The organism is Streptomyces kanasensis, from assembly GCF_043077165.1.
Taxonomy (GTDB): Bacteria; Actinomycetota; Actinomycetes; order Streptomycetales; family Streptomycetaceae; genus Streptomyces; species Streptomyces changanensis.
This window is the reverse complement of the sequence record NZ_JBIBSF010000005.1, coordinates 110,597-130,559: the sequence shown is the minus strand read 5'-3', so window position 1 is coordinate 130,559 and position 19,963 is coordinate 110,597. Positions and strand designations below refer to the sequence as shown.

Below are 19,963 nucleotides of genomic sequence, written 5' to 3'. Positions count from 1 at the left end.
GAGCCGGCGCGGGTGCCGGAGCCGGGGCAGGCGCCGGAGCGGGTGCCGGAGCCGGGGCAGGCGCGGGTCTCGCACCCGGCACGGCCCCCGGCACCGCACCCGGCACGGCCCCCGGTACCGCCTCCGGTACCGATCCCGGGGTCACCGGGCGCGTGCCCACCGCGCCGCGCACCCCCGCCCGGCCGCAGCGGCCCCCGGCGCAGCAGCCGGAGGTGGGGCAGCTGCTGTCCGCGCGGGCCCGTAGCGCTTCCGGCGACGACTCCGCGCTGCCCCCCGCCCTCTACCTGCTGCTCCTGCTCCTGCCGGCTGCCGTCGTGGTCGTCTTCTCGGCCCGCCGCCTCTGACCGAAGGGCGACCCCGATGAACCCCGTCATGGAAGCCCTGCTCCTCGGGCTCTGCGGTGCCCTGCTCGCCGCCGGCGTGGTGGTCGCGTGGCACCGCTTCCGGCCCGGCGCGCGGGACGGCGACTGCGAGGAGGACAGCGGCGACACCGTCGCCGAGTACATGTCGATGATGATCGCGCTGCTCTACGCGATGCTGCTCGGCCTGGCCCTCGTCACCGTCTGGGACCTGCGTGCCGGGGCCGGCAGCAGCACCGCCGACGAGGCGGGCGCCCTGCACCAGATGACCGTCCTCGCCGAGGGCCTGCCGCCCGAGCAGCGCCTCCGCGTCGAGGGCCTCGCCCAGCAGTACGCCGAGCACGTCGTGCGCGAGGAGTGGCCGCGCATGAACCGGCAGGAGGACCTCGGCGACACCGGCTGGGACATGCTGCGCCGGATGCGCGCCGACGCCGCCGCCCCGCCGGACGCCACCCCCGCCCAGCAGGTCACCGCGCTGGAACTCCTCACCCAGCTCGGCACCCTCGACGAGGCCCGCCGCGGCCGTGAGGCGAGCGCCCAGGACTCCCTGTCACCCGTGCTGTGGGTCGGCCTGGTCGTCGGCGCGGTCCTCTCCGTCTGCATCCTGTTCTTCTTCGGCATCGGGCGCAGTGGCAGCCAGCTCGTCATGGCCATGGGCATGGTCGCCCTGACCGTCTTCCTCGGCTACCTGATCCACCAGCTGTCGATCCCCTTCGGCGACGTGGCGGGCGTCAGCACCGATCCCTTCACCCGCTACTTCTCCGTGCCGGGCGCGGGCTGAGGGGTGCCGCGCCGGCCAGCGCGCTCTCGCGGTTCACGGCCCGCACCCGCGCGCGCAGGACCACGTCCGGCGGTGCCGCGGCGGCCGTGTCCGGGGGGCAGTCCCACTCGCGTCCGCCGCCCGGCGGACGGAGCTGCACGTACCCGCCGACGTGCCCCATCACCTGGCCCACCCGCCCGTCGCGCGTGTCGACCGCGTACGTCCCGACCACGTACGCCCCGACCGTCCCGCCCGCCGGCAGCGCCCGTGCCGCCGGCAGGGCCCGTGCCACGGGCAAGGCCCCGTCCGCCGGCGGCGTCCCGCCCGGACTCACGTGCGCGCCCCGCGCAGCGCGCCCGCCAGGCGGACCGCCGTGTCGAGGTTGCACCGGCCCAGTTCGACGAGCGGGTGCGACACGTCGTTCGCGACCGTCACCAGGTCGAGGCGCAGCGACGGCAGGACGACACCCACCTCGCGCAGCTCGTCCCGCAACGTCGCCACCGCCTCCTCCGCCGCCCGAAGTCGCTCCTTCATCCACGCACCTCCATACGCCGAGTCATCGCATTCCACACACAGCGTGGTCAAAGTCCCGGCACCCCGAACGGAGTCGCCGCACCGACAACCCCATCTGGCTAACGGGAGTTGCACCGCACCGGGCGTGCGGCGCCCGCGTCCGCGGTCGTCACGCAGCGTGCGCCCCCCCTGAGGACGGCCTCCCGGTGGCGGCCCGAACGCCGGCAGGCCGGTACGGGGAACCCCGTACCGGCCTGCCGGTCCTCGACGGCGTGGTCGGTCAGCCGCTGTAGGGCTTCACGAACTGCGTCTGCGAGTAGAGGAAGCTGTTCGGGTTCGACTCCCAGCCGAGCAGGGCGCTGTTGAAGCCGGCGTCCGGCCTCGCCGTCCAGGACCACATCTTCACGACACCGGTCGAGGCGTAGTGGTACATCGCGCCGAGGTCGTCGCGGCCGTCACCGTTGTAGTCGCCGACGACCAGCTGGAGGGAGGCGGTGTCCAGGTCGCCGCTGAGCGACAGCTTCACCGTCGGGCCGAAGGCCGTCTTCGTGGACAGCAGGGTGTTGCCCGTGACCTTGCCGTTGTCGTACCAGAACATCAGGTCGTCCAGGCGGTCGCCGTTGAAGTCGCCGACGTGCGGCTGGGCCTTGTTCCAGTCGTACGTGGTGGCCGCGGGGCCGGTCCACCAGACCTGCGGCGCGGTGAAGGCACCGGCGGCCGTGGTCGGGAAGACGTACTGCTTGATGGTGTTGTCACCCTGGCCGTAGAACACGCCGAGCTCGTCGCGGCCGTCACCGTTGAAGTCACCGGTGACGAACTTCGCGCGGGCGCGGGTCCAGGTGCCGGACGGCGCCGACCACTCGGACTCCAGCATGCGGTTGAAGCCGCCGGTCGCGTTGGCGGTGAAGGTGAAGACCTTGGTGACGCCGGTCGTCTTGTCGACGTTCCACAGCGCGACGTCCTCGCGGCCGTCGCCGTTGAAGTCACCGGCCTGCGGCGTCATGTTGCTGTAGTGGAAGGTCGCGTGGTTCGCGAGCACCTCCCACACCTTGACGGGCTGGGCGAGCGTGCCGTCCGCCTTGCCGGTCGCGAGGAACATCTTGACGCTGGTGTCGGAGTAGCCCTCGACGAAGACGAGGTCGCTGCGGCCGTCACCGGTGAAGTCGCCCGTGACGCGCTTCTGGTACTCGGCGCGCCACTCGCCCGCCTTCGACGCGTACGTCTTGGTGAAGGCGCCGATCCGGCCGTCGGCCCCGCCGCCGAAGGTGTACGTGGCGTCCGTACCCTCCTTGAAGTCGTACCAGGCCGTCATGTCGCTGCGGCCGTCGAGGTCGAGGTCGTTGCGGACGGCGGTGCCGCTGGACCACACGGTCGCGCCGGCGGAGGTGCGGATGACGACGTTGCCGCGGTCCTGGAGGACCAGGGAGCCACCGGCGGCGCTGGTGCCGGACTGCCACAGGGTGGTGGTGTCCGCGGCGTCGCGCACGACGAGGTTGCCGTCCGCGCCGAGGACGGCGGTGGCGCCCGGGTTGCCGGCCGTGCCGGTCGACCACAGGACGTTGCCGGCGCGGCCGGAGACGACGAGGTCGCCGTCGCCGCGCATCGTCAGCCGGGCCGTCGCCGAGACGAGGACGTCCCCGGCCTGCAGGCGCTGGCCGGCGGCCAGCTGGGAGCGGAAGGCGAAGCCGTCCACGCGGGCGGCGACCGCGCCGGTGCGGGTCTCCGTCTCCGGCATGCCGAAGCAGCCGCCCTGCCACGAGCGGGTGCTGACGCCGACGAGCTCGAAGCCGCCCCCGGTCCTCTCCCGCAGGACCGGGCCGCCGGAGTCGCCGGCGCAGATCGAGTCGTTCGCGGTGGCGCCGGTCAGGGCCACGGTCCGGGCGTCGACGGAGCCCACGCCGAAGGTCGCCGTGTGCAGCCGGTCCGGCCGCCACTCGGTCCTCGTGCGGCCGAAGCCGGCCGACTTCAGGGTCTGGCCGGGGGCCACCGGCGTGGTGGCCACCGGTACCGGGGTGATGCCGGTCGCCGGGGTCGCCAGGCGCACCAGGGCCGAGCCGCCGCCGTCGCGCGGGATGACCTCGACGACCTCGCTGACGTGGCCGCCCGTCCCCATCAGGTCGTTGCGGCCGATGGTGGCGACCGTCTTCAGCTCGGGCCTGCCGACCTTGACGTCACCGCCCGCAAGCGGGTCCGTCGCGAAGCAGGAGGCGGCGGTGAGCACCCACGAGGCGTCGATCAGCGCGCCCGAGCAGGCGCGCATCTTCTCGCCCTCGCCGATCTGCAGGTTCGCGGTGAACGCGTACGAGGCGTCGGTGACGGCGGCGCCGACCACCGCGTTCGCGGGTATGGCCGTGCCGAGGAGGCCGGTGGCGACACCGGCCGTGAAGATGCCTGTCATCCAGGCGGATCGGTGGGATCTACCGAACACGAGGGTTCCAATCGATTGCGATACGAAGGTGCGGACGATCGGCGGGGCCAGGGGCGGGACGCCCCCCCGAGCGGGGGCGTCCCGCCCGCTAGCTCCCGTCCCGGTCCGCCAGCGGCCCGAAGGGGTTCTCCAGGCCGCGCAGTTCCTCCACGGCGGTGCCGAGGAAGCGCAGCGCCTCCCCCAGTCCGACCCCGTCGACGCGCCGTTCCCAGAGGACGGACGGGCCCTCGGGCAGGTCGGCGACGGGCTGGTCCAGGAAGGCGTCGACGGCGACGCGCGCGGAGCTGTGGGGGGTGGAGACGGTCAGCCGGGCGACGAGGTCGACCTCGTGGGTCTGCCCGTAGTCGGGCGTGAGGCCCAGCACGAAGCGGTGCAGCAGCGACACCTCGACCGAGCCGTCCTCGCGGCGGTCGGTGAGCAGCTCGTGGGAGAGCTCCCGGTGGTCACCGAGGGCGGCGCCGTGGAGGAGCAGCTCGCTCGTGTGGCCGCGCAGCCGGTCGTGGAGGCGGTCCAGTTCCTGGAGGAACGCCAGGATCTCGTCGTGTGCCATGGGGTTCCGTTTCTCGGGTGGCGGGCGGCCCCGGTGAGCGTCCGGGGCCGCCGCCGGGTGTCTAGCTGGCCATCAGGGTGTGGACGATCCACCCACCCTTGTGGCCGTCCTTCTTGTCGACACGCCGGATGAGCAGTTCGAGCGTGTACGCGTCCTGGACGTTGCCGTTGCTGTCGGCGACCCGCCCGATCGGCTTGTCGAACTTCTTCTTGATGATCCTCTCGGCGCCCCGGGTGCGGTTCTTCTGCGCCCACGCGTTGAGGTCGAAGTCGGCGATCACGTCGTTGATCCTCTGCTGCGCCGTGGCCGGGTCGAGGCTGGAGGCCTTGCCGCCCTTGAGGGTCGGCGCGCGGTCCTTGAGGGTCTGGTCGTCGAGGCCCACGTGGTCCTTCGCGTGGCCGCCGGCGATGTTGTAGTCCTTGTCCAGGTTGCCGCAGTTGTGGACGAGCAGCGGCGCGTCGCCGGCGAGCGCGTAGTAGGTGCGCAGGCCCTTGACGGACAGGTTGTACACCGTCTCCGCCTCGGTCCACGTGCGCGTCCCGACGACCTCGACGGTGGTGCCGTCCGGGGTGCGCAGGTCGGCGCCCGGACGGAGGTCGCCCGCGTCGACCCACGCCTGCCGGTCGACCGCCCAGAACGGGTGGTTGCCGGTGGCGGTGACGGTGCCGGTGGCGTCGCCGCGGTCGCCGTCGGTGTCGACGGTCAGCCGGACCAGGGTCTTGCGGCCGTGGCCGACGATGACGTCCTCGACCTCACGGGCGTCCGTGCGGCCGCTGGCGGGGTCGGTGGCGACGACGCGGTCGCCGACGCGGATGGTGCTGATGGGGGCGCTGGTGCCGTCGGCCTTCGCGACCCGGGTCGTGGCGGTGAAGCTGTTGGGAACCTTGCACGGCGGCGGGCTGCCCTTGCCGAAGAGACCCTTGAAGAAGTCGACGGCCTTGTCGCCCCACTTGCCGAACTTGACGGCGGAGGCGCCGTACCCGGCGATCGGGATGGCCGAGCCGCAGGACAGGCCGGCGTTCAGGGCGTCGCCCTCGGCGCCGTACCAGGCGCAGTTGGCGCCGTCGGCGGCCTCGCCGAAGCCGGGGACCAGACCGCCGACGTCGAGGAGGAAGTGACCCGTCTCCGACAGGATCTCCCAGCCGTCGCTGCCCTCGGCCTCCGCGTTGGCGGCGGCGACGATGGCGGCGTTGTCCTTCATCTCGTTGATGCGCCGGCGCTCCTCCGCCTCGGCGCGCCGCTTCGCGGCCTCCTCCTCCTTGCGCTTGACGATGAACGCGGCGTACGCGTCCTTCGACGCCTGCTCGGCGGCCGCGGCGTCCTTGCCGGCGGCGGTCGCCGAGGCGCGGGCCGCGTTCGCGGAGGCCCAGGCGTCGTCGGCGGAGTAACGGGCGGACGCCGCGGAGTCGGCGGCGCGGGCGGCGGAGGCGGTGGCCTCGCGGGCGGCCTGGTGCGCGTCGGCCTCGGCGGCGCGCGCGGCCTTGGCGGACGCGGCGGCCGCGTCGGCGGACTTCTGCGCCTCGTCGGCGGACTTGCGGGCGTCCTCGGCGTAGACCTTCGCCTGGTCGGCGGATGCCTTCGCCTTCTTGGCCCACTCGGTGGCCTCGGCGGCGGCCTTGCGGGCGACGGCAGCGACCCTGGCCGCCTCGGCGGCCTGCTGCTGGGCCATCGCGGCGGAGACGGCGGCCTGCGCGATCAGCTGCTGGACCGACGCCACATGGGTCGCGGCGAGCTGGTCCTTGCGCTTGGCCTTGTACTGGCCGACCGCGATGAACTGGTGCAGCAGCTGCGGCGGGCCCTCCAGGGCGATCCGCGCGGCGGCCTTCACCTCGGGGCCTCCGGTGTTGACCAGCGTCGCGGCCTGGACGCGCTCGTCCTCGGTGCGCGCCGCGTACTGGCCGGTGGTGATGAACGAGCGGAGCTTCTCCGAGGAGCCGTCGTTCAGCGCGGCCTGCGCGGCGGAGTTGACGCCCTTGCCCGCGTCGTCGCTGATCGCGATGACGCGCACCCGGTAGTCGTCCGCCGCGGCCTCGTGCTGCCCGGTGGCGAGGAACGCGCGGACCTTCGCCGCGTCACCGCCGAGGGTGTTCAGCGCGGCCGCGCGGACGGTCGGCGACTCGGCCTCGTCGGCGAGGCGCTCGACGCGCACCACCTCGTCCATCTCGGCGGCCTGGGCGCGGCCGCCGCGGACGTAGTCCACGACGGCGGAGTCCGAACCGGCCAGCGCCGCCTGGGCGGAGGCGGTGGCCCACGGGCCGCTGTACTTCATGGTCGCGACGGCGACGGCGCGGCCCTTGGCGGCCACCTCGACCTCGTCCGCGCCCGGCTTCGCCGCCTCGGCGGCCAACCGGTCGGCCTCGGCGACGAGCTTCGCCGCCTCGGCGTTCTTGTCGGCCTGCGCCTTGCGGCGCTCGTCGTCGGCGGCCTTCAGGTCCCTGGCCCGCTCGATCGCGGCCGCCGTGCGGGTGTTGAGGTCCTCCTGCTCCGACTTGCGCGCCAGGTCGTAGATCTTGCGCGCCTTCACCACGGCGTTGGTGGCGACGTCGGCGGCCTTCTTCGCCTCGGCGGCGTGCGCCGTGGACTCCTTGGCGGCCTTCGTCGCGTCACCGGCGTGCTTGGCTGCCTCGTCGGCGGCCGCGGCGGCCTTCTCGGCGTGCGCGGCGGCGTCGTTGGCGGCGTCCCGCGCCTCGAAGGCGGCGGCCGCGGACTCGCGGGCCAGGCTCTCGGCGGCGTTCGCCGCGCGCGTCGCCTCGGCGGCGTGGCGGCGGGCCGCGGCGGCGGCGGACGCGGCCTTGGCGGAGTGCGCCCCGGCCGCGTCGGCGTGGCCGCTGGCCTGGGTCGCGGCGTTCGCGGCGGCGTCGGCGTTGGCACCGGCGCTCACGGCGGCCTTGGCGGCGTCACCGGCGGCGAGCGCGGCGACACCGGCCTGGAAGGCGGCCTCGGACGCGAGCTTCGCGCCCTTCGCCGCGGTGCGGGCCTCCTCGGCGGCCTTGCGGGCGGCGGACGCCTCACCGGCGTCGGAGGCGGCCGCGGCGGCGGCGCCCCGGGCGCGCGACGCGGCCTGCGCGGCCGCGGCGGCGGCCGACGCGGCCTGCGAGGCGGCGGCGGCGGCGACACGGGCGGAGGCGTTCGCGGCGCGGGCCGCGCTGATGGCCTGCTGCGCGGCGGCGGCGGCGCCCCGGGCGGCGGTCGCGGCCCGGTTGGCGGCGTTCGCGGCGCGCTTGGAGTCCTTGCGGGCCGCCTCGGTCTCCTCGGCCGCCTTCAGCGCGGCCTCCTTGGCGAGCTTGGAGGCGGCGACGGCGCGGGCGGACGCCTCCTTGGCGGCCTCGGTCTCCCGCTTGGCCTGCTCGCCGGCGGCCTTGGCCCGCGCGGCCAGCTCGGCGACGGTCGCGCGCTCCTTGTCGCGGGCGCGCGCCACGTGCTGTCCGACCTCCAGGAACTCCCGGACGTCGTGGACGGAGCCCTCCATGGCCAGCGACGCGGCGGCCTTCGTGGCGGCGCCGCCGGACGCCATGATCTGCATCAGCTGCACGCGGTCGTCGGCCTCGCGCGCGCTGTGCTGCGTGTAGTCGAGGAACCGGCGTACGTCCTCGACGGTGCCGGCGAGCGCGGCCTGGCCGGCCTCGCGGACACCGCGGCCGCCCTCGTTCATCAGCCGGGCGACCTCGACGCGCTGGTCGTCCTCCAGCGGCTTCTGCCAGCCGGTGCGCAGGAAGGCGTCGAGGTCCTGCGGCGTCCCGCCGAGCGCGGCCTGCGCCGCCTCACGGACGCCCTTGCCGCCCAGCGAGATCATCTGAAGCGCGGTCACACGGTCGTCGTGCAGCTCCGTGAGGGCCTTCTCGCTGTCCAGGAACCGTCGCACGTCGGCGTCGGTCCCCATGAGCGCGGCCTCGGCGGCGGCCTTGACGCCGGGCCCGCCGGTCTTCCACAGCTCCACCACCCGGCCGCGGTCGGTGTCCGGGAGCGGACTCCCGTCCACGGTCGCGGTACCCCCCGCGACGGGCTCGTCCGCGAAGGCCGGGGCGACGCCCACGGTCCCCGCGGCCAGTGCCATGGAGAGCGTGCCGACGCACAGCGCACGCAGCGCGCGTCCCCGCTTCCCCCCTGATCTGTACACCTGTACATCCCCTCGTCAAGCGGACCGGCCTGGTCCCGGCCGGTTCACGCGCTCGGAAAAAGCGCCCCGTGAGCATAACCGGCAAGATCCAGACGCAGGGCCGGGATTCGAACACACGCATGCCCGTGCCGGGTCGGGCTCGACGGGAGCCGAGGGAGGGGGTGACGGGGCGGGGGCGGGGGCGGCGGGGACGGGGGGCGAGGGGGCGGCGGGGGCGTGACGGGTGCGGGACGGGTGCGGGTACGACGGAGGGCGGCACCCCCGCAAGAGGGGTGCCGCCCTTCGTCGTTCTGGACGGGTCCGATCCGTGAAGGATCAGAAGTCCATGTCACCGCCCGGCATGCCGCCGCCGGCCGGCGCGGCGTTCTTCTCCGGCTTGTCGGCGATGACGGCCTCGGTGGTGAGGAACAGCGCGGCGATCGACGCGGCGTTCTGCAGCGCGGAGCGCGTCACCTTGGCCGGGTCGATGATGCCCTCGGCGACCAGGTCGACGTACTCGCCGGTCGCGGCGTTCAGGCCGTGACCCGGGGTCAGGTTGCGCACCTTCTCCACCACGACACCGCCCTCGAGGCCGGCGTTGACGGCGATCTGCTTGAGCGGGGCCTCCAGGGCGGCCTTCACGGCGGCGGCACCGGTGGCCTCGTCGCCCTCCAGCTCCAGCTTGTCGAAGACGCTGGACGCCTGGAGCAGGGCCACGCCACCACCGGCGACGATGCCCTCCTCGACGGCGGCCTTGGCGTTGCGCACCGCGTCCTCGATGCGGTGCTTGCGCTCCTTGAGCTCCACCTCGGTGGCGGCGCCGGCCTTGATGACGGCCACGCCGCCGGCCAGCTTCGCGAGGCGCTCCTGGAGCTTCTCGCGGTCGTAGTCCGAGTCGGAGTTCTCGATCTCGGCGCGGATCTGGTTCACGCGGCCCGCGACCTGCTCGCTGTCACCGGCACCGTCGACGATGGTCGTCTCGTCCTTGGTGATGACGACCTTGCGGGCGCGGCCCAGGAGGTCGAGACCGGCGTTGTCCAGCTTGAGGCCGACCTCCTCGGAGATGACCTGGCCACCGGTGAGGATGGCGATGTCGCCGAGCATGGCCTTGCGGCGGTCGCCGAAGCCCGGGGCCTTGACGGCGACGGACTTGAACGTGCCGCGGATCTTGTTGACGACCAGCGTGGACAGGGCCTCGCCCTCGACGTCCTCGGCGATGATCAGCAGCGGCTTGCCGGACTGCATGACCTTCTCCAGCAGCGGGAGGAGGTCCTTCACCGCGGAGACCTTGGAGTTGACGATGAGGATGTAGGGGTCCTCGAGGACGGCCTCCATGCGCTCCATGTCGGTCGCGAAGTACGCCGAGATGTAACCCTTGTCGAAGCGCATACCTTCGGTGAGCTCGAGCTCGAGCCCGAAGGTGTTGGACTCCTCGACGGTGATGACGCCTTCCTTGCCGACCTTGTCCATGGCCTCGGCGATGAGCTCGCCGATCTGGGTGTCGGCGGCGGAGATGGACGCGGTGGAGGCGATCTGCTCCTTCGTCTCCACGTCCTTCGCCTGCTCCAGCAGCGCACCGGAGACGGCCTCGACGGCCTTCTCGATGCCGCGCTTCAGGGCCATCGGGTTGGCGCCGGCGGCGACGTTGCGCAGACCCTCGCGGACGAGCGCCTGGGCGAGGACGGTCGCGGTGGTCGTACCGTCACCGGCGACGTCGTCCGTCTTCTTGGCGACTTCCTTGACCAGCTCGGCGCCGATCTTCTCGTACGGGTCCTCGAGCTCGATCTCCTTGGCGATGGACACACCATCGTTGGTGATCGTGGGGGCGCCCCACTTCTTCTCGAGGACGACGTTGCGACCCTTGGGACCAAGGGTGACCTTGACGGCGTCGGCGAGCTGGTTCATCCCGCGCTCGAGACCGCGCCGTGCCTCCTCGTCGAACGCGATGATCTTGGCCATGTGAAGTGGTCCTCCCGGACTGATGGGGTCTCCCCTGCTCGGACGCAGTAGAGAGCTTGGGGAAGGATTGCTCCGGACCGCGCTGGCGCCCGCGACGGACGGCCCGTGTGCCGCGTGGTTCCCTGCCCCACGCCGCCCTGCGGGCCTCACCCACGAGGTCCTTGGTTGTCACTCTCACTCTCAGAGTGCTAATGCCAATGATTAGCACTCGCCCTAGGAGAGTGCAAGCGCCCCACCCCGGGACGGGGCCTGCGATCGCCCTCCGCGAACCACCCCGCGCGCCCCCACCGGACGTGCGCGCGGGGCGCGTCCACCGGCGCCGGCGCGCACCCGGGGACCACCGGGGCGCGGCCCCGCCCCGGACACCACCGGGCACCGGCACCCCTGCCGGCCGGCACCGCGCGGGCCCGGCAGGGGTGCCGGAGGCGCCCCGCGGCGGGGCACCAAAGCCCGCGCCCCCACGGCGGGGCCACCGCCGCCCCACGCGCACGACGCGCACGACGCGGGTCGGACGGAGCCGGCGTTCGCCGGACACGGCCGCGGACCACGCCGCGCGGCCGGGCACGGGCACCGGCGCGCGGCACACGGGAACGGGCACGGCACGCGGGCGACGGGGCCACGGACCCCGTCCGGTACGGGCGGTGGGGGCGTACGAACCTGGGGCGTGCGCACCGGAGGGGCGCGCCCGCCGAGGGGGCGGCCCCGCACCGCTCACCCCTCACACACCCGGCGGCCGGCGGGCTCGTACGGGCCGGGGGCGCACGAACCTGGCGCGTACGCGCCGACGGGGCGCGCCCGCCGAGGGGGCGCGGCCTCGCACCGCCCGCCCTCAGGCACCCCGGGTGCGACCCCCGCGCGGCCGCAGGGCGTGCCGGCCGGGCGCATCGACCTGGGGGCTTGCCCGTCAGCCGGGGCGGCCCCGTAGCACCCACCCCCACCCACCCGGGCGGCGCGACCCCGCGCGGCGGTGGGGGCGTACCGGCCGGGGCGTACCGGCCAAGGGCACGGCCCCGCGCCGCTCACCCTCACAACCCCGGGTGCGAACCCGCGTGGCGGCCTGGAGCGCCCCGTCCGGCACCGGGCAGTGCGCGGCATCCGGCACCGGCCGTCGCGGCACCGGCCGTGCGCGGCACCCGGGCGTGCGCGGGCGCGGTTCGGGCCCGGTCCGGGCGCGGGGGACCTGCCGGTCCCCGGGACGGGCGGAGGGCCCGCACCCCGGTGCCGGGGTGCGGGCCCTCCGTCGCCATGCCGTTGGCCGGACGCGTCGTACCTAGACGGCGATCTTGACCATGTCCGCCTGCGGACCCTTCTGACCCTGCGAGATCTCGAACTCGACCCGCTGGCCCTCCTCAAGGGTGCGGTACCCATCCATCTGGATCGCGCTGTAGTGGACGAAAACATCCGCACCACCGTCGACCGCGATGAAGCCGTACCCCTTCTCCGCGTTGAACCACTTGACGGTGCCCTGAGCCATGCCTAACTCCCCTATTACTGGCCCTTGCACAGGACCGCACTTCGCGGACCCGGGTCAGACCTCGCCCACTGACCGAACCCCTGGCTCTCCGAGCCGGGGACGCCCCAGGAGCGTGCGCCGGAACGCGTCGACCGCGGCTGAATGTATCTGCCCAACTGCCCTCTGCAACAGGTCAATCGGACGAGAATTCCGAGCACCGGCGAAGGGAGAACCTGTCCACAATGGTCATAACCCCGGGCAAGTCGGGCCGGGCAAACGGCGCAAAGTTCGCAAGAAACGACGCTACTTTGGCTACATCTTGTCGCGGCCGGGCGCATTCTCATATGCACGTGGCACAGGCGGCGGCGGGGACTTCCCCAACCCTACCGCGCTCAACCATGCAGAATTGCCCCCTCCGCTTTTGTCGGCGGAGGGGGCAACGGAGAAAAGCGGAAGGGAACTCAGCAACCGCCCGCTACCGCCGGAATGATCGAGACGCCCGCGCCGTCGGGGGTCGACGTGGCGAGCCCGCCCTCGAAGCGGACGTCGTCGTCGTTGACGTAGACGTTCACAAAGCGGCGCAGCTGCCCCTGGTCGTCGAGGACGCGCGCGGCGATGCCCGGGTGGTTCTTCTCCAGGGACTCGATGACCTCGGCGAGGGTGGCCCCCTCGGCCTCGACCTCGGACCGGCCGTCCGTGTACGTGCGGAGGATGGTGGGGATGCGGACGTTGACGCTCATGTTTCGTGTCTCCCGGGGGGTCAGTGGGCGAGGCCGGCGTCCCGGAACGCGTCCAGGCTCGGGCGGATGGTCGCGGTGGGACCGGTCGTCGGGGCGACCGCGTCCAGGGTCTTGAGGCCGTCGCCGGTGTTGAGGACGACGGTGGTGAGGGTCGGGTCGAGGAGGCCCTGCTCGACGAGCTTGCGCGTCACGCCCACCGTCACGCCGCCCGCCGTCTCGGCGAAGATGCCCTCGGTGCGGGCCAGCAGCTTGATCGCGTCGACGACCTGCGCGTCGTCGACGTCCTCCACCGCGCCGCCGGTGCGGCGGGCGATGTCGAGGACGTACGGTCCGTCCGCCGGGTTGCCGATGGCGAGCGACTTGGCGATCGTGTTCGGCTTCTGCGGGCGCACGACGTCGTGGCCGGCCTTGAAGGCGGCCGACACCGGGGAGCAGCCCTCCGCCTGGGCGCCGAAGATCCTGTACGGCTTGTCCTCGACCAGGCCCAGCCGGATCAGCTCCTGCAGCCCCTTGTCGATCTTCGTCAGCTGCGAGCCGGACGCGATCGGGATCACCAGCTGGTCGGGGAGCCGCCACCCGAGCTGCTCGCAGATCTCGTACGCGAGGGTCTTGGAGCCCTCGGCGTAGTACGGGCGGAGGTTGACGTTGACGAAGCCCCAGCCCTCGCCGAGCGGGTCGCCGATGAGCTCCGAGCAGAAGCGGTTGACGTCGTCGTACGTGCCCTCGATGCCGACGAGGTCGCCGCCGTAGACCGCGGCCATGACGACCTTGCCCTGCTCCAGGTCGTGCGGGATGAACACGCACGAGCGGAAGCCGGCGCGGGCGGCGGCGGCGCCCACCGCGCCCGCGAGGTTGCCCGTGGAGGAGCAGGACAGGGTGGTGAAGCCGAAGGCGCGGGCGGCCTCCAGGGCCTGGGCGACCACGCGGTCCTTGAAGGAGTGGGTCGGGTTCCCGGAGTCGTCCTTGACGAACAGCTTGCCGGGCTCGACGCCCAGCTCGCGGGCGAGGTTGTCGGCCCGCACGAGGGGCGTCCAGCCGGGGTTCAGGTTGGGCTTGTCGGCGACGTCGGCCGGGACGGGCAGGAGGGGGGCGTAGCGCCAGATGTTGGCCGGGCCGGCCTCGATCCGCTTGCGCAGCTCCTCCGGGTCGCCGGCCGGGAGGTGGTAGGCCACTTCGAGGGGGCCGAAACAGAACTCGCAGGCGAAGATCGGGCCGAGCGCGAAGCGCTCACCGCATTCGCGACAGGAGAGTCCGGCGGCGGGGCCGAGGTCGACGGAGGTGGCGCTGGTGGGTGCGGTGGTCTGCACAGCCATGGGAGGCGAGGCCCTTTCTCCTCATCTTTCTCACTGGCGTCTTTCGCCGTGAGACGGATTTGGCACCTTCCCTAGCCGGGGACCTCGCGGCACGTGCGCGTGCGAGACCGACTGGAGGGTTGCCGGGGCTTCATCGGGCCGTTTCCCTCTGCCCCTCTGGATGAGCGGTATGTGGTTGTCGGCGTGGGACCCCGGCATGCGGGCGTCTCACGCGTTGTTCAAGACTGTAACCGAAGGGGCCGGCGTCCGAGAGGGGCGTCCGACCTACGAGATGGATCACCTGCGGTTATGGAACGACCCGAGGAGAGGCGCGCGTGCTGGAAGAGGTGGAGCGCTGGCTGGAGCGGCGGTCCTGGTCCGTGGCCGACCGGCCCCTGGACCGGCTGCTCGCCGCCAAGCGGGCCCGCGGCACGACGGTGAGCGTCGTCCTGCCCGCGCTGGACGAGGAGGCGACGGTCGGCGAGATCGTCACCGTGATCCGGCGGGAGCTGATGTCGGAGGCGGTGCCGCTCGTCGACGAGCTCGTCGTCCTCGACTCCGGCTCGACCGACCGCACGGCCGAGGTCGCCGCGGCGGCCGGCGCGCGCGTGGTGGCGCGGGACGACGTGCTGCCGCGGATACCCGCCGTCCCGGGCAAGGGCGAGGTGCTGTGGCGCTCCCTGCTGGTGACCGGCGGGGACGTGGTGTGCTTCGTCGACGCCGACCTGCGCGAGTTCCGCGCCGACTTCGTGACGGGCATCATGGGGCCGCTGCTCACCGACCCGGACGTCGAGTTCGTGAAGGCCACGTACGACCGGCCGCTCGGCTCCGGACCGGCCGCCGGGCAGGGCGGACGGGTGACGGAGCTGGTCGCGCGGCCCCTGCTGAACCTGCACTGGCCGCAGCTGGCCGGGTTCGTCCAGCCGCTCGGCGGGGAGTACGCGGCCCGCCGCTCGCTGCTGGAGCGGCTGCCCTTCCCGGTGGGGTACGGCGTGGAACTGGCGCTGCTGGTGGACGCGCTGCACCTGGTGGGGCTGGACGCGCTGGCGCAGGTCGACGTGGGCGTGCGCCTCCACCGCCACCAGGACGACCGGGCGCTGGGGCGGATGGCCGCGGCGATCTACCGCACGGCCCAGCTGCGGCTGTCGCGCGGGCACCTGGTGCGGCCGCGGCTGACGCAGTTCGAGCGCACCGAGGCGGGGTTCGCGCCGCGTACCCACCCGGTGGACACGGAGGAGCGCCCGCCGATGGTCGAGGTGGCGGAGTACGTGCGGAAGCGCCGGGTGGCCTGACGGCCGGCGGGTTCGTTTCCGCACGTTTGAGCGTTTCCGGCGCGGGCTAGGTTGGCCTCATGGTCTCGGACATCCTGGTGGCATCGAATCGCGGTCCGGTCAGCTACGCGCTGCGGGAGGACGGCGAGCTGGAGGCGAGGCGCGGTGGCGGGGGCCTGGTCTCCGGGCTCTCCGCGATCGGGCCCGACGCGGGCGCGGTGTGGGTGTGCGCCGCGCTGGGCGACGGCGACCGCGAGGCGGTGCGCCGGGGCGTCGGCGAGACGGGCGTCCGCATGCTGGACATCGACGCGGAGACGCACGCCGCCGCCTACAACGGCATCGCCAACTCCGTGCTGTGGTTCGTGCACCACATGCTCTACCAGACCCCCCTGGAGCCGGCCTTCGACGCGGAGTTCCGCACGCGCTGGGAGGCGTACCGGACGTACAACCGCGCCTTCGCCGAGGCGCTCGCGGCGGAGGCGGCCCCGGGCGCGGCGGTCCTCATCCAGGACTACCACCTCGCGCTGGCCCCCGGCATGCTCCGCGAGCTCCGCCCCGACCTGCGCATCGGCCACTTCTCGCACACCCCGTGGGCGCCGCCGGACTACTTCGGCATGCTCCCGGACGACGTTGCCCGCGAGCTGCTGCGCGGCATGCTCGGCGCGGACCGGCTCGGCTTCCTCACCCGCCGCTGGGCGGACTCCTTCGCCGCCTGCTGCGAGCGGCTCGTCGGCGGCACGGGCGACACGCGGATCGGCGTGCACGGCCTGGGCGCCGACGCCGCATTCCTGCGCGCCCGCTCGCGCGAGGCGGACGTCGAGGACCGCATGGCGACGCTGCGGGAGCAGATCGGCGGGGCGGACCGGAAGACCGTCATCCGCGTGGACCGCACGGAGCTGTCGAAGAACATCGTGCGCGGCCTGCTCTCCTACCGGGCGCTGCTGGAGGAGCACCCCGAGTGGCGCGAGCGGGTCGTCCACATCGCCTTCGCCTACCCCTCCCGACAGGACCTCGCCGTGTACCGGGAGTACACCGCGGAGGTCTCCCGGCTGGCGGACGAGATCAACACCGCGTACGGCACGGACGGCTGGACGCCGGTCCTGCTCCACGTGAAGGACGACTTCGCCCGCTCCCTCGCCGCGTACCGCCTCGCCGACGTGGCGCTGGTCAACCCCATCAGGGACGGCATGAACCTGGTCGCCAAGGAGGTCCCGGTCGTCTCCGACGGGGGCTGCGCCCTGGTCCTGTCCCGCGAGGCCGGGGCGCACGAGGAGCTCGGCGACGCCGCGGTGACGGTCAACCCGTACGACGTCACCGGCACCGCCCGGGCCCTGCACGAGGCGCTCTCCATGCCGGCCGCCGAACGCGCCGAACGCACCGAGCGCCTCGCCGCCGCGGCCACCGCCCTCCCGCCGCAGCGCTGGTTCCTCGACCAGCTGGAGGCCCTGCGCGCCCTGTGACCGCGGCGGGCCCCCGCCCGCGCGCACGGCGAACGGCCCCGGCGCGTGCCGGGGCCGTTCGCCGTGCGCGCGCCTGCGCGTGCGCGTCGCCGGGACCGTTCGGTCAGTGGGGGAGGGCGCGGGCCAGGGAGGCGAGGAAGCCGACCACCGCGGCCGGGCCCGGGAGGGTGAGGTCGGCGCGGGCGGCGAGGGTGCTCACCTCGTCGCTGCCGCTGCACACCAGCAGGCCCGGGACGCCCTCGGCGCGGAGCTTCTCCACCGCGGCGAAGGCCGGCAGGTCGCCGAGGTCGTCCCCCGCGTACAGGACCGCCCCGGCGCCCGTGGCGCGCACGTGCTCCAGGAGCGCCTCGCCCTTGTCCATCCCGGGCGGGCGCAGCTCCAGGACCATGCGGCCCGGTTCCACGACGAGCCCGTGCCGGGTGGCCAGGTCGGCGAGGGGGTCCACCAGGGCGTCGAACGCCGCCTGCGGGTCGGTCGCGCGGCGCGTGTGGACGGCGACCGCGCGGCCCTTCTCCTCGATCCACGTCCCGGGCCACGCGCCGGCCCGCTCCAGGACGCCGGGCAGTTCGGCGCGCACCGCCGCGACGCCCGGGTGCTCGGGGGCGGCGCGGACCTCGCCGGTGCGGGCGTCCCAGCGTTCGGCGCCGTAGTGGCCGAGGACGACGAGGCGGTCCAGGCCCGGCACCCCGGCGAAGCCGCCGTACCGGACCGCGACGCCGGCCGGGCGCCCGGTGACCACCGCGACGGAGCCGACGCCCGGGGCCAGCTCGGCGAGCGCGGGCACGGCGTCCGGGTGGGCGCGGGCCTGCTCGGGGTCGGCGACGATCGGCGCGAGGGTCCCGTCGAAGTCGACGGCCACGACGGCGGTGCGGGGCCGCGCCAGGATCGCGGCCAGGCCCTCACGGCCGGCGGCCGTGGCGGGCACGGGAAGGCTGTCATCCGGGTAACTGGACATGTGTGCGTACCTATCCCGTACGCCCCCGGGACACACCTCCCCACCCCGGCCACGCCCGGTCCCCCACCGCCGACGCGCCACCGCGTCACCCGTCCCGCCCGGGACGCCCCCGCGCCGAAGCCCTCACCGGACCGCTCCCGGTCGCGGAGCACCCGCCGGGGTGGCGGGAGGACGGGACCGCGCGGGGCGACCGACACCTCCGGCACCCGCCGCGAACCCCCCGGGGCCACCCGCCCGCGGCCGGCGGCCGTCCCGCACCCCACGGCGTCCCCACCGCCGTAGCGGAACGCACAGCCCGCGAAGGGATGGCGGCCACAGCCCCCCGCGCTCCGGGACGCTCCCACGGCCGCGGAGGAACCGCCCTGGCGGGGCGCGCGGGCAGGCGAGCCCTGGCGCCTCCGGCGAGGCCGGGGCGCCGGGGCGTCCCACGGTGGACGGGCGTCCGGAGTTTCCGGGGAGGGGCGGGTATCCGGCGCGTCCGCGGTGCGGTTCCGGCGAGCCCGGGCCCCCCGCGTGCCCCCGCCGCGGTGGGTCAGCGGTGGGATTCCCGGGTGGCGCGCAGGCGGCGGAGGCGGTTGACCGTGACCGGGTCGTGGGCGAGGGCGCGCTCGTCGTCGAGGAGGGCGTTCAGCAGCTGGTAGTACCGGACCGGCGAGAGGTCCAGCTGCTCGCGGATCGCCCGTTCCTTCGCCCCCGGCCCCGGCCAGGAGCGCCGTTCCATGGCCAGGACCGCGCGGGCGCGGTCGTCGAGTGCGGGGCGTTCGGTCATATCAGCAACTTAAGCTACCGCGCCGACGCCGAGGCCTGGGCCGACCGGGCGTCCCGGGCGATCTGCTCCAGGACGGCGCGCGGCTCGCCGCCGGGGGCGACGGCCCGGCCGATGTTCTTCTTCACGCTCTCGCTCACCCGCGCCCACGAGGTGTCGCCGACGGGGTACAGCTCCGAGCCGGCCAGCTCCTCCAGGAACGGCCGCATCGCGGCGTGCTGCTCGTCCGCCTCCATGGCGTCGCTCGCGGAGACGGTGACGGGGAGCAGGTCGTACCGGTCGGAGAAGGCCATGACGTTCTTGTCCTGGTACACGAAGTCCAGGAAGTCGCCTATCTCCTTGCGGTGGCCGTTCTGCTTGAACGCCATCATCCAGTCGGCCACGCCGAGCGTCGCCTTGGACTTGCCGGCGACGCCGGGCAGCGGCACCGTGCCGACCTCCACCCCGGCCTTCTCGGCGGTCGCCATCAGCGTCGGGTGGCCGTTGAGCATGCCGACCTCGCCGCGGACGAAGGCGTCGAACGCCTCCTGCCGGTCGAGTTCGCCGGGGGCGACGGGGCCGGTGAGGCCCTTGCCGACGAGTTCCTTCTTCAGCCAGCCGAACGTCTCGACGTTCGCGGGCGAGTCGATCTGGTACGCGGTGCCGGTCGTGTCCCGGTAGCCGCCGCCACCGCCGAGCAGCCACATCATGGTCTCGGCCTGGGACTCCTCGGGCCCGAGCGGCAGCGCGTAGGGGTACTTCACGTCCTTGGCCTTCAGCTTCTGGGCCGCCTTCTGCAGCTCGTCCCAGCTGCCGGGCGGCGTGGCGCCGGCCGCCTGGAAGAGCTTCTCGTTGAAGAAGAGCATCCGGGTGCTGGCGCCGAACGGCATGCCGTACTGGGCCCGGTCCACCTCGCCGGCCTGCCGCAGCATGGGCAGGAAGTTCGCCTGCGTGGGGACGGAGAGGAGGGTGTCGGCGGAGTAGAGCCGGCCCGCCCGCGCGTGGTCCGCGTACGCGCCGATCTGCGCCATGTCCGGCGCCTCGCCGCGGTCGACCATCTCGGCGACCTCGCGGTCGACGTCCTTCCAGGACAGGACGGTGACGTCGATCTTCACGCCGGGCGTCTTCTTCTCGTACGCGCGGGCCAGCTCGTCCCAGTACTTCTGCGACGTGTTGGCGTTGCTGTTGCCGTAGTCGGCGGCGACCAGCTTCAGGGTGACCTCTCCGGCGGAATCCGCTCCGCAGCCCGACAGGGTCGCCGTGATCGTCAGTGCGGCCATCGCCGCGGTCAGTCCCTTGTAGCGGCGCACTGCCTTACCCACCCTTTGCTCCACGTCGAACGCGAATTCGCTTCCCGGCAGGATAGGAGGTCTACACCTAGG

At 73.8% G+C, this 19,963-nt stretch carries 16 protein-coding genes and 1 riboswitch; of the genes, 4 read left to right on the top strand and 12 right to left on the bottom strand.

Annotated features, from left to right (window positions below; genetic code table 11):
* Nucleotides 1-152 precede the first annotated feature (152 nt).
* Nucleotides 153-344, top strand: a complete 192-nt coding sequence (locus ACF053_RS14685) for a hypothetical protein (protein WP_391954215.1) — start codon at nt 153-155, stop codon at nt 342-344.
* 16 nt (nt 345-360) lie between these two features.
* Nucleotides 361-1,140, top strand: a complete 780-nt coding sequence (locus tag ACF053_RS14680; RefSeq protein ID WP_391954214.1) for a bestrophin-like domain — start codon at nt 361-363, stop codon at nt 1,138-1,140.
* On the opposite strand, the gene ACF053_RS14675 is transcribed toward ACF053_RS14680, so the two are convergent.
* The 9 genes from ACF053_RS14675 to thrC form a co-directional block, all read right to left on the bottom strand.
* Entirely contained in the window at nt 1,106-1,411 is a 306-nt protein-coding gene (locus tag ACF053_RS14675) for a hypothetical protein (protein WP_391954213.1), read from the bottom strand. The genes ACF053_RS14680 and ACF053_RS14675 overlap by 35 nt on opposite strands.
* Nucleotides 1,412-1,449: 38 nt before the next feature.
* The gene (locus ACF053_RS14670) at nt 1,450-1,653 is read right to left on the bottom strand and encodes a hypothetical protein (RefSeq protein ID WP_391954212.1); all 204 of its coding nucleotides are present in this window, start codon (nt 1,651-1,653) and stop codon (nt 1,450-1,452) included.
* Nucleotides 1,654-1,912: 259 nt separating this feature from the next.
* Entirely contained in the window at nt 1,913-4,030 is a 2,118-nt protein-coding gene (locus ACF053_RS14665; protein WP_391954211.1) for a trypsin-like serine protease, read from the bottom strand.
* A 118-nt stretch (nt 4,031-4,148) separates the two neighbouring features.
* Nucleotides 4,149-4,610 carry a hypothetical protein gene (locus tag ACF053_RS14660; RefSeq protein ID WP_391954210.1) on the bottom strand — a complete coding sequence of 154 codons (462 nt, stop codon included), beginning with the start codon at nt 4,608-4,610 and terminating at the stop codon, nt 4,149-4,151.
* A gap of 61 nt (nt 4,611-4,671) precedes the next feature.
* On the bottom strand, nt 4,672-8,727 hold the full coding sequence (locus ACF053_RS14655; RefSeq protein ID WP_391954209.1) for a polymorphic toxin-type HINT domain-containing protein: 4,056 nt from the start codon (nt 8,725-8,727) through the stop codon (nt 4,672-4,674).
* 315 nt (nt 8,728-9,042) lie between these two features.
* A complete protein-coding gene (gene groL, locus ACF053_RS14650; protein ID WP_058945335.1) occupies nt 9,043-10,665 on the bottom strand; it encodes a chaperonin GroEL in 1,623 nt (540 codons plus the stop codon).
* A 1,270-nt stretch (nt 10,666-11,935) separates the two neighbouring features.
* On the bottom strand, nt 11,936-12,139 hold the full coding sequence (locus ACF053_RS14645) for a cold-shock protein (protein WP_010474007.1): 204 nt from the start codon (nt 12,137-12,139) through the stop codon (nt 11,936-11,938).
* 440 nt (nt 12,140-12,579) lie between these two features.
* On the bottom strand, nt 12,580-12,858 hold the full coding sequence (locus tag ACF053_RS14640) for a MoaD/ThiS family protein (RefSeq protein ID WP_058945334.1): 279 nt from the start codon (nt 12,856-12,858) through the stop codon (nt 12,580-12,582).
* A gap of 20 nt (nt 12,859-12,878) precedes the next feature.
* Nucleotides 12,879-14,171, bottom strand: a complete 1,293-nt coding sequence (gene thrC / locus ACF053_RS14635; protein WP_391954208.1) for a threonine synthase — start codon at nt 14,169-14,171, stop codon at nt 12,879-12,881.
* An 18-nt stretch (nt 14,172-14,189) separates the two neighbouring features.
* Nucleotides 14,190-14,338, bottom strand: a riboswitch (SAM riboswitch).
* Between the two features lie 147 nt (nt 14,339-14,485).
* On the opposite strand from thrC, the gene ACF053_RS14630 reads away from it, so the two are divergent.
* Both ACF053_RS14630 and ACF053_RS14625 read left to right on the top strand, forming a co-directional pair.
* Nucleotides 14,486-15,442 carry a glucosyl-3-phosphoglycerate synthase gene (locus ACF053_RS14630; RefSeq protein WP_391954207.1) on the top strand — a complete coding sequence of 319 codons (957 nt, stop codon included), beginning with the start codon at nt 14,486-14,488 and terminating at the stop codon, nt 15,440-15,442.
* A gap of 59 nt (nt 15,443-15,501) precedes the next feature.
* Nucleotides 15,502-16,881 carry an alpha,alpha-trehalose-phosphate synthase (UDP-forming) gene (locus tag ACF053_RS14625; protein ID WP_391954206.1) on the top strand — a complete coding sequence of 460 codons (1,380 nt, stop codon included), beginning with the start codon at nt 15,502-15,504 and terminating at the stop codon, nt 16,879-16,881.
* A gap of 103 nt (nt 16,882-16,984) precedes the next feature.
* On the opposite strand, the gene otsB is transcribed toward ACF053_RS14625, so the two are convergent.
* From otsB to ACF053_RS14610, 3 genes are all read right to left on the bottom strand, one after another.
* Nucleotides 16,985-17,836 (bottom strand): trehalose-phosphatase, encoded by an 852-nt coding sequence (otsB, locus tag ACF053_RS14620; RefSeq protein WP_391954205.1) that lies wholly within the window; start codon nt 17,834-17,836, stop codon nt 16,985-16,987.
* 532 nt (nt 17,837-18,368) lie between these two features.
* Nucleotides 18,369-18,605: a DUF3263 domain-containing protein gene (locus ACF053_RS14615; protein ID WP_058944171.1), complete on the bottom strand. Its 237-nt coding sequence runs from the start codon at nt 18,603-18,605 to the stop codon at nt 18,369-18,371.
* Nucleotides 18,606-18,619: 14 nt separating this feature from the next.
* Nucleotides 18,620-19,903 carry an ABC transporter substrate-binding protein gene (locus ACF053_RS14610; RefSeq protein WP_391954204.1) on the bottom strand — a complete coding sequence of 428 codons (1,284 nt, stop codon included), beginning with the start codon at nt 19,901-19,903 and terminating at the stop codon, nt 18,620-18,622.
* Nucleotides 19,904-19,963: the final 60 nt, after the last annotated feature.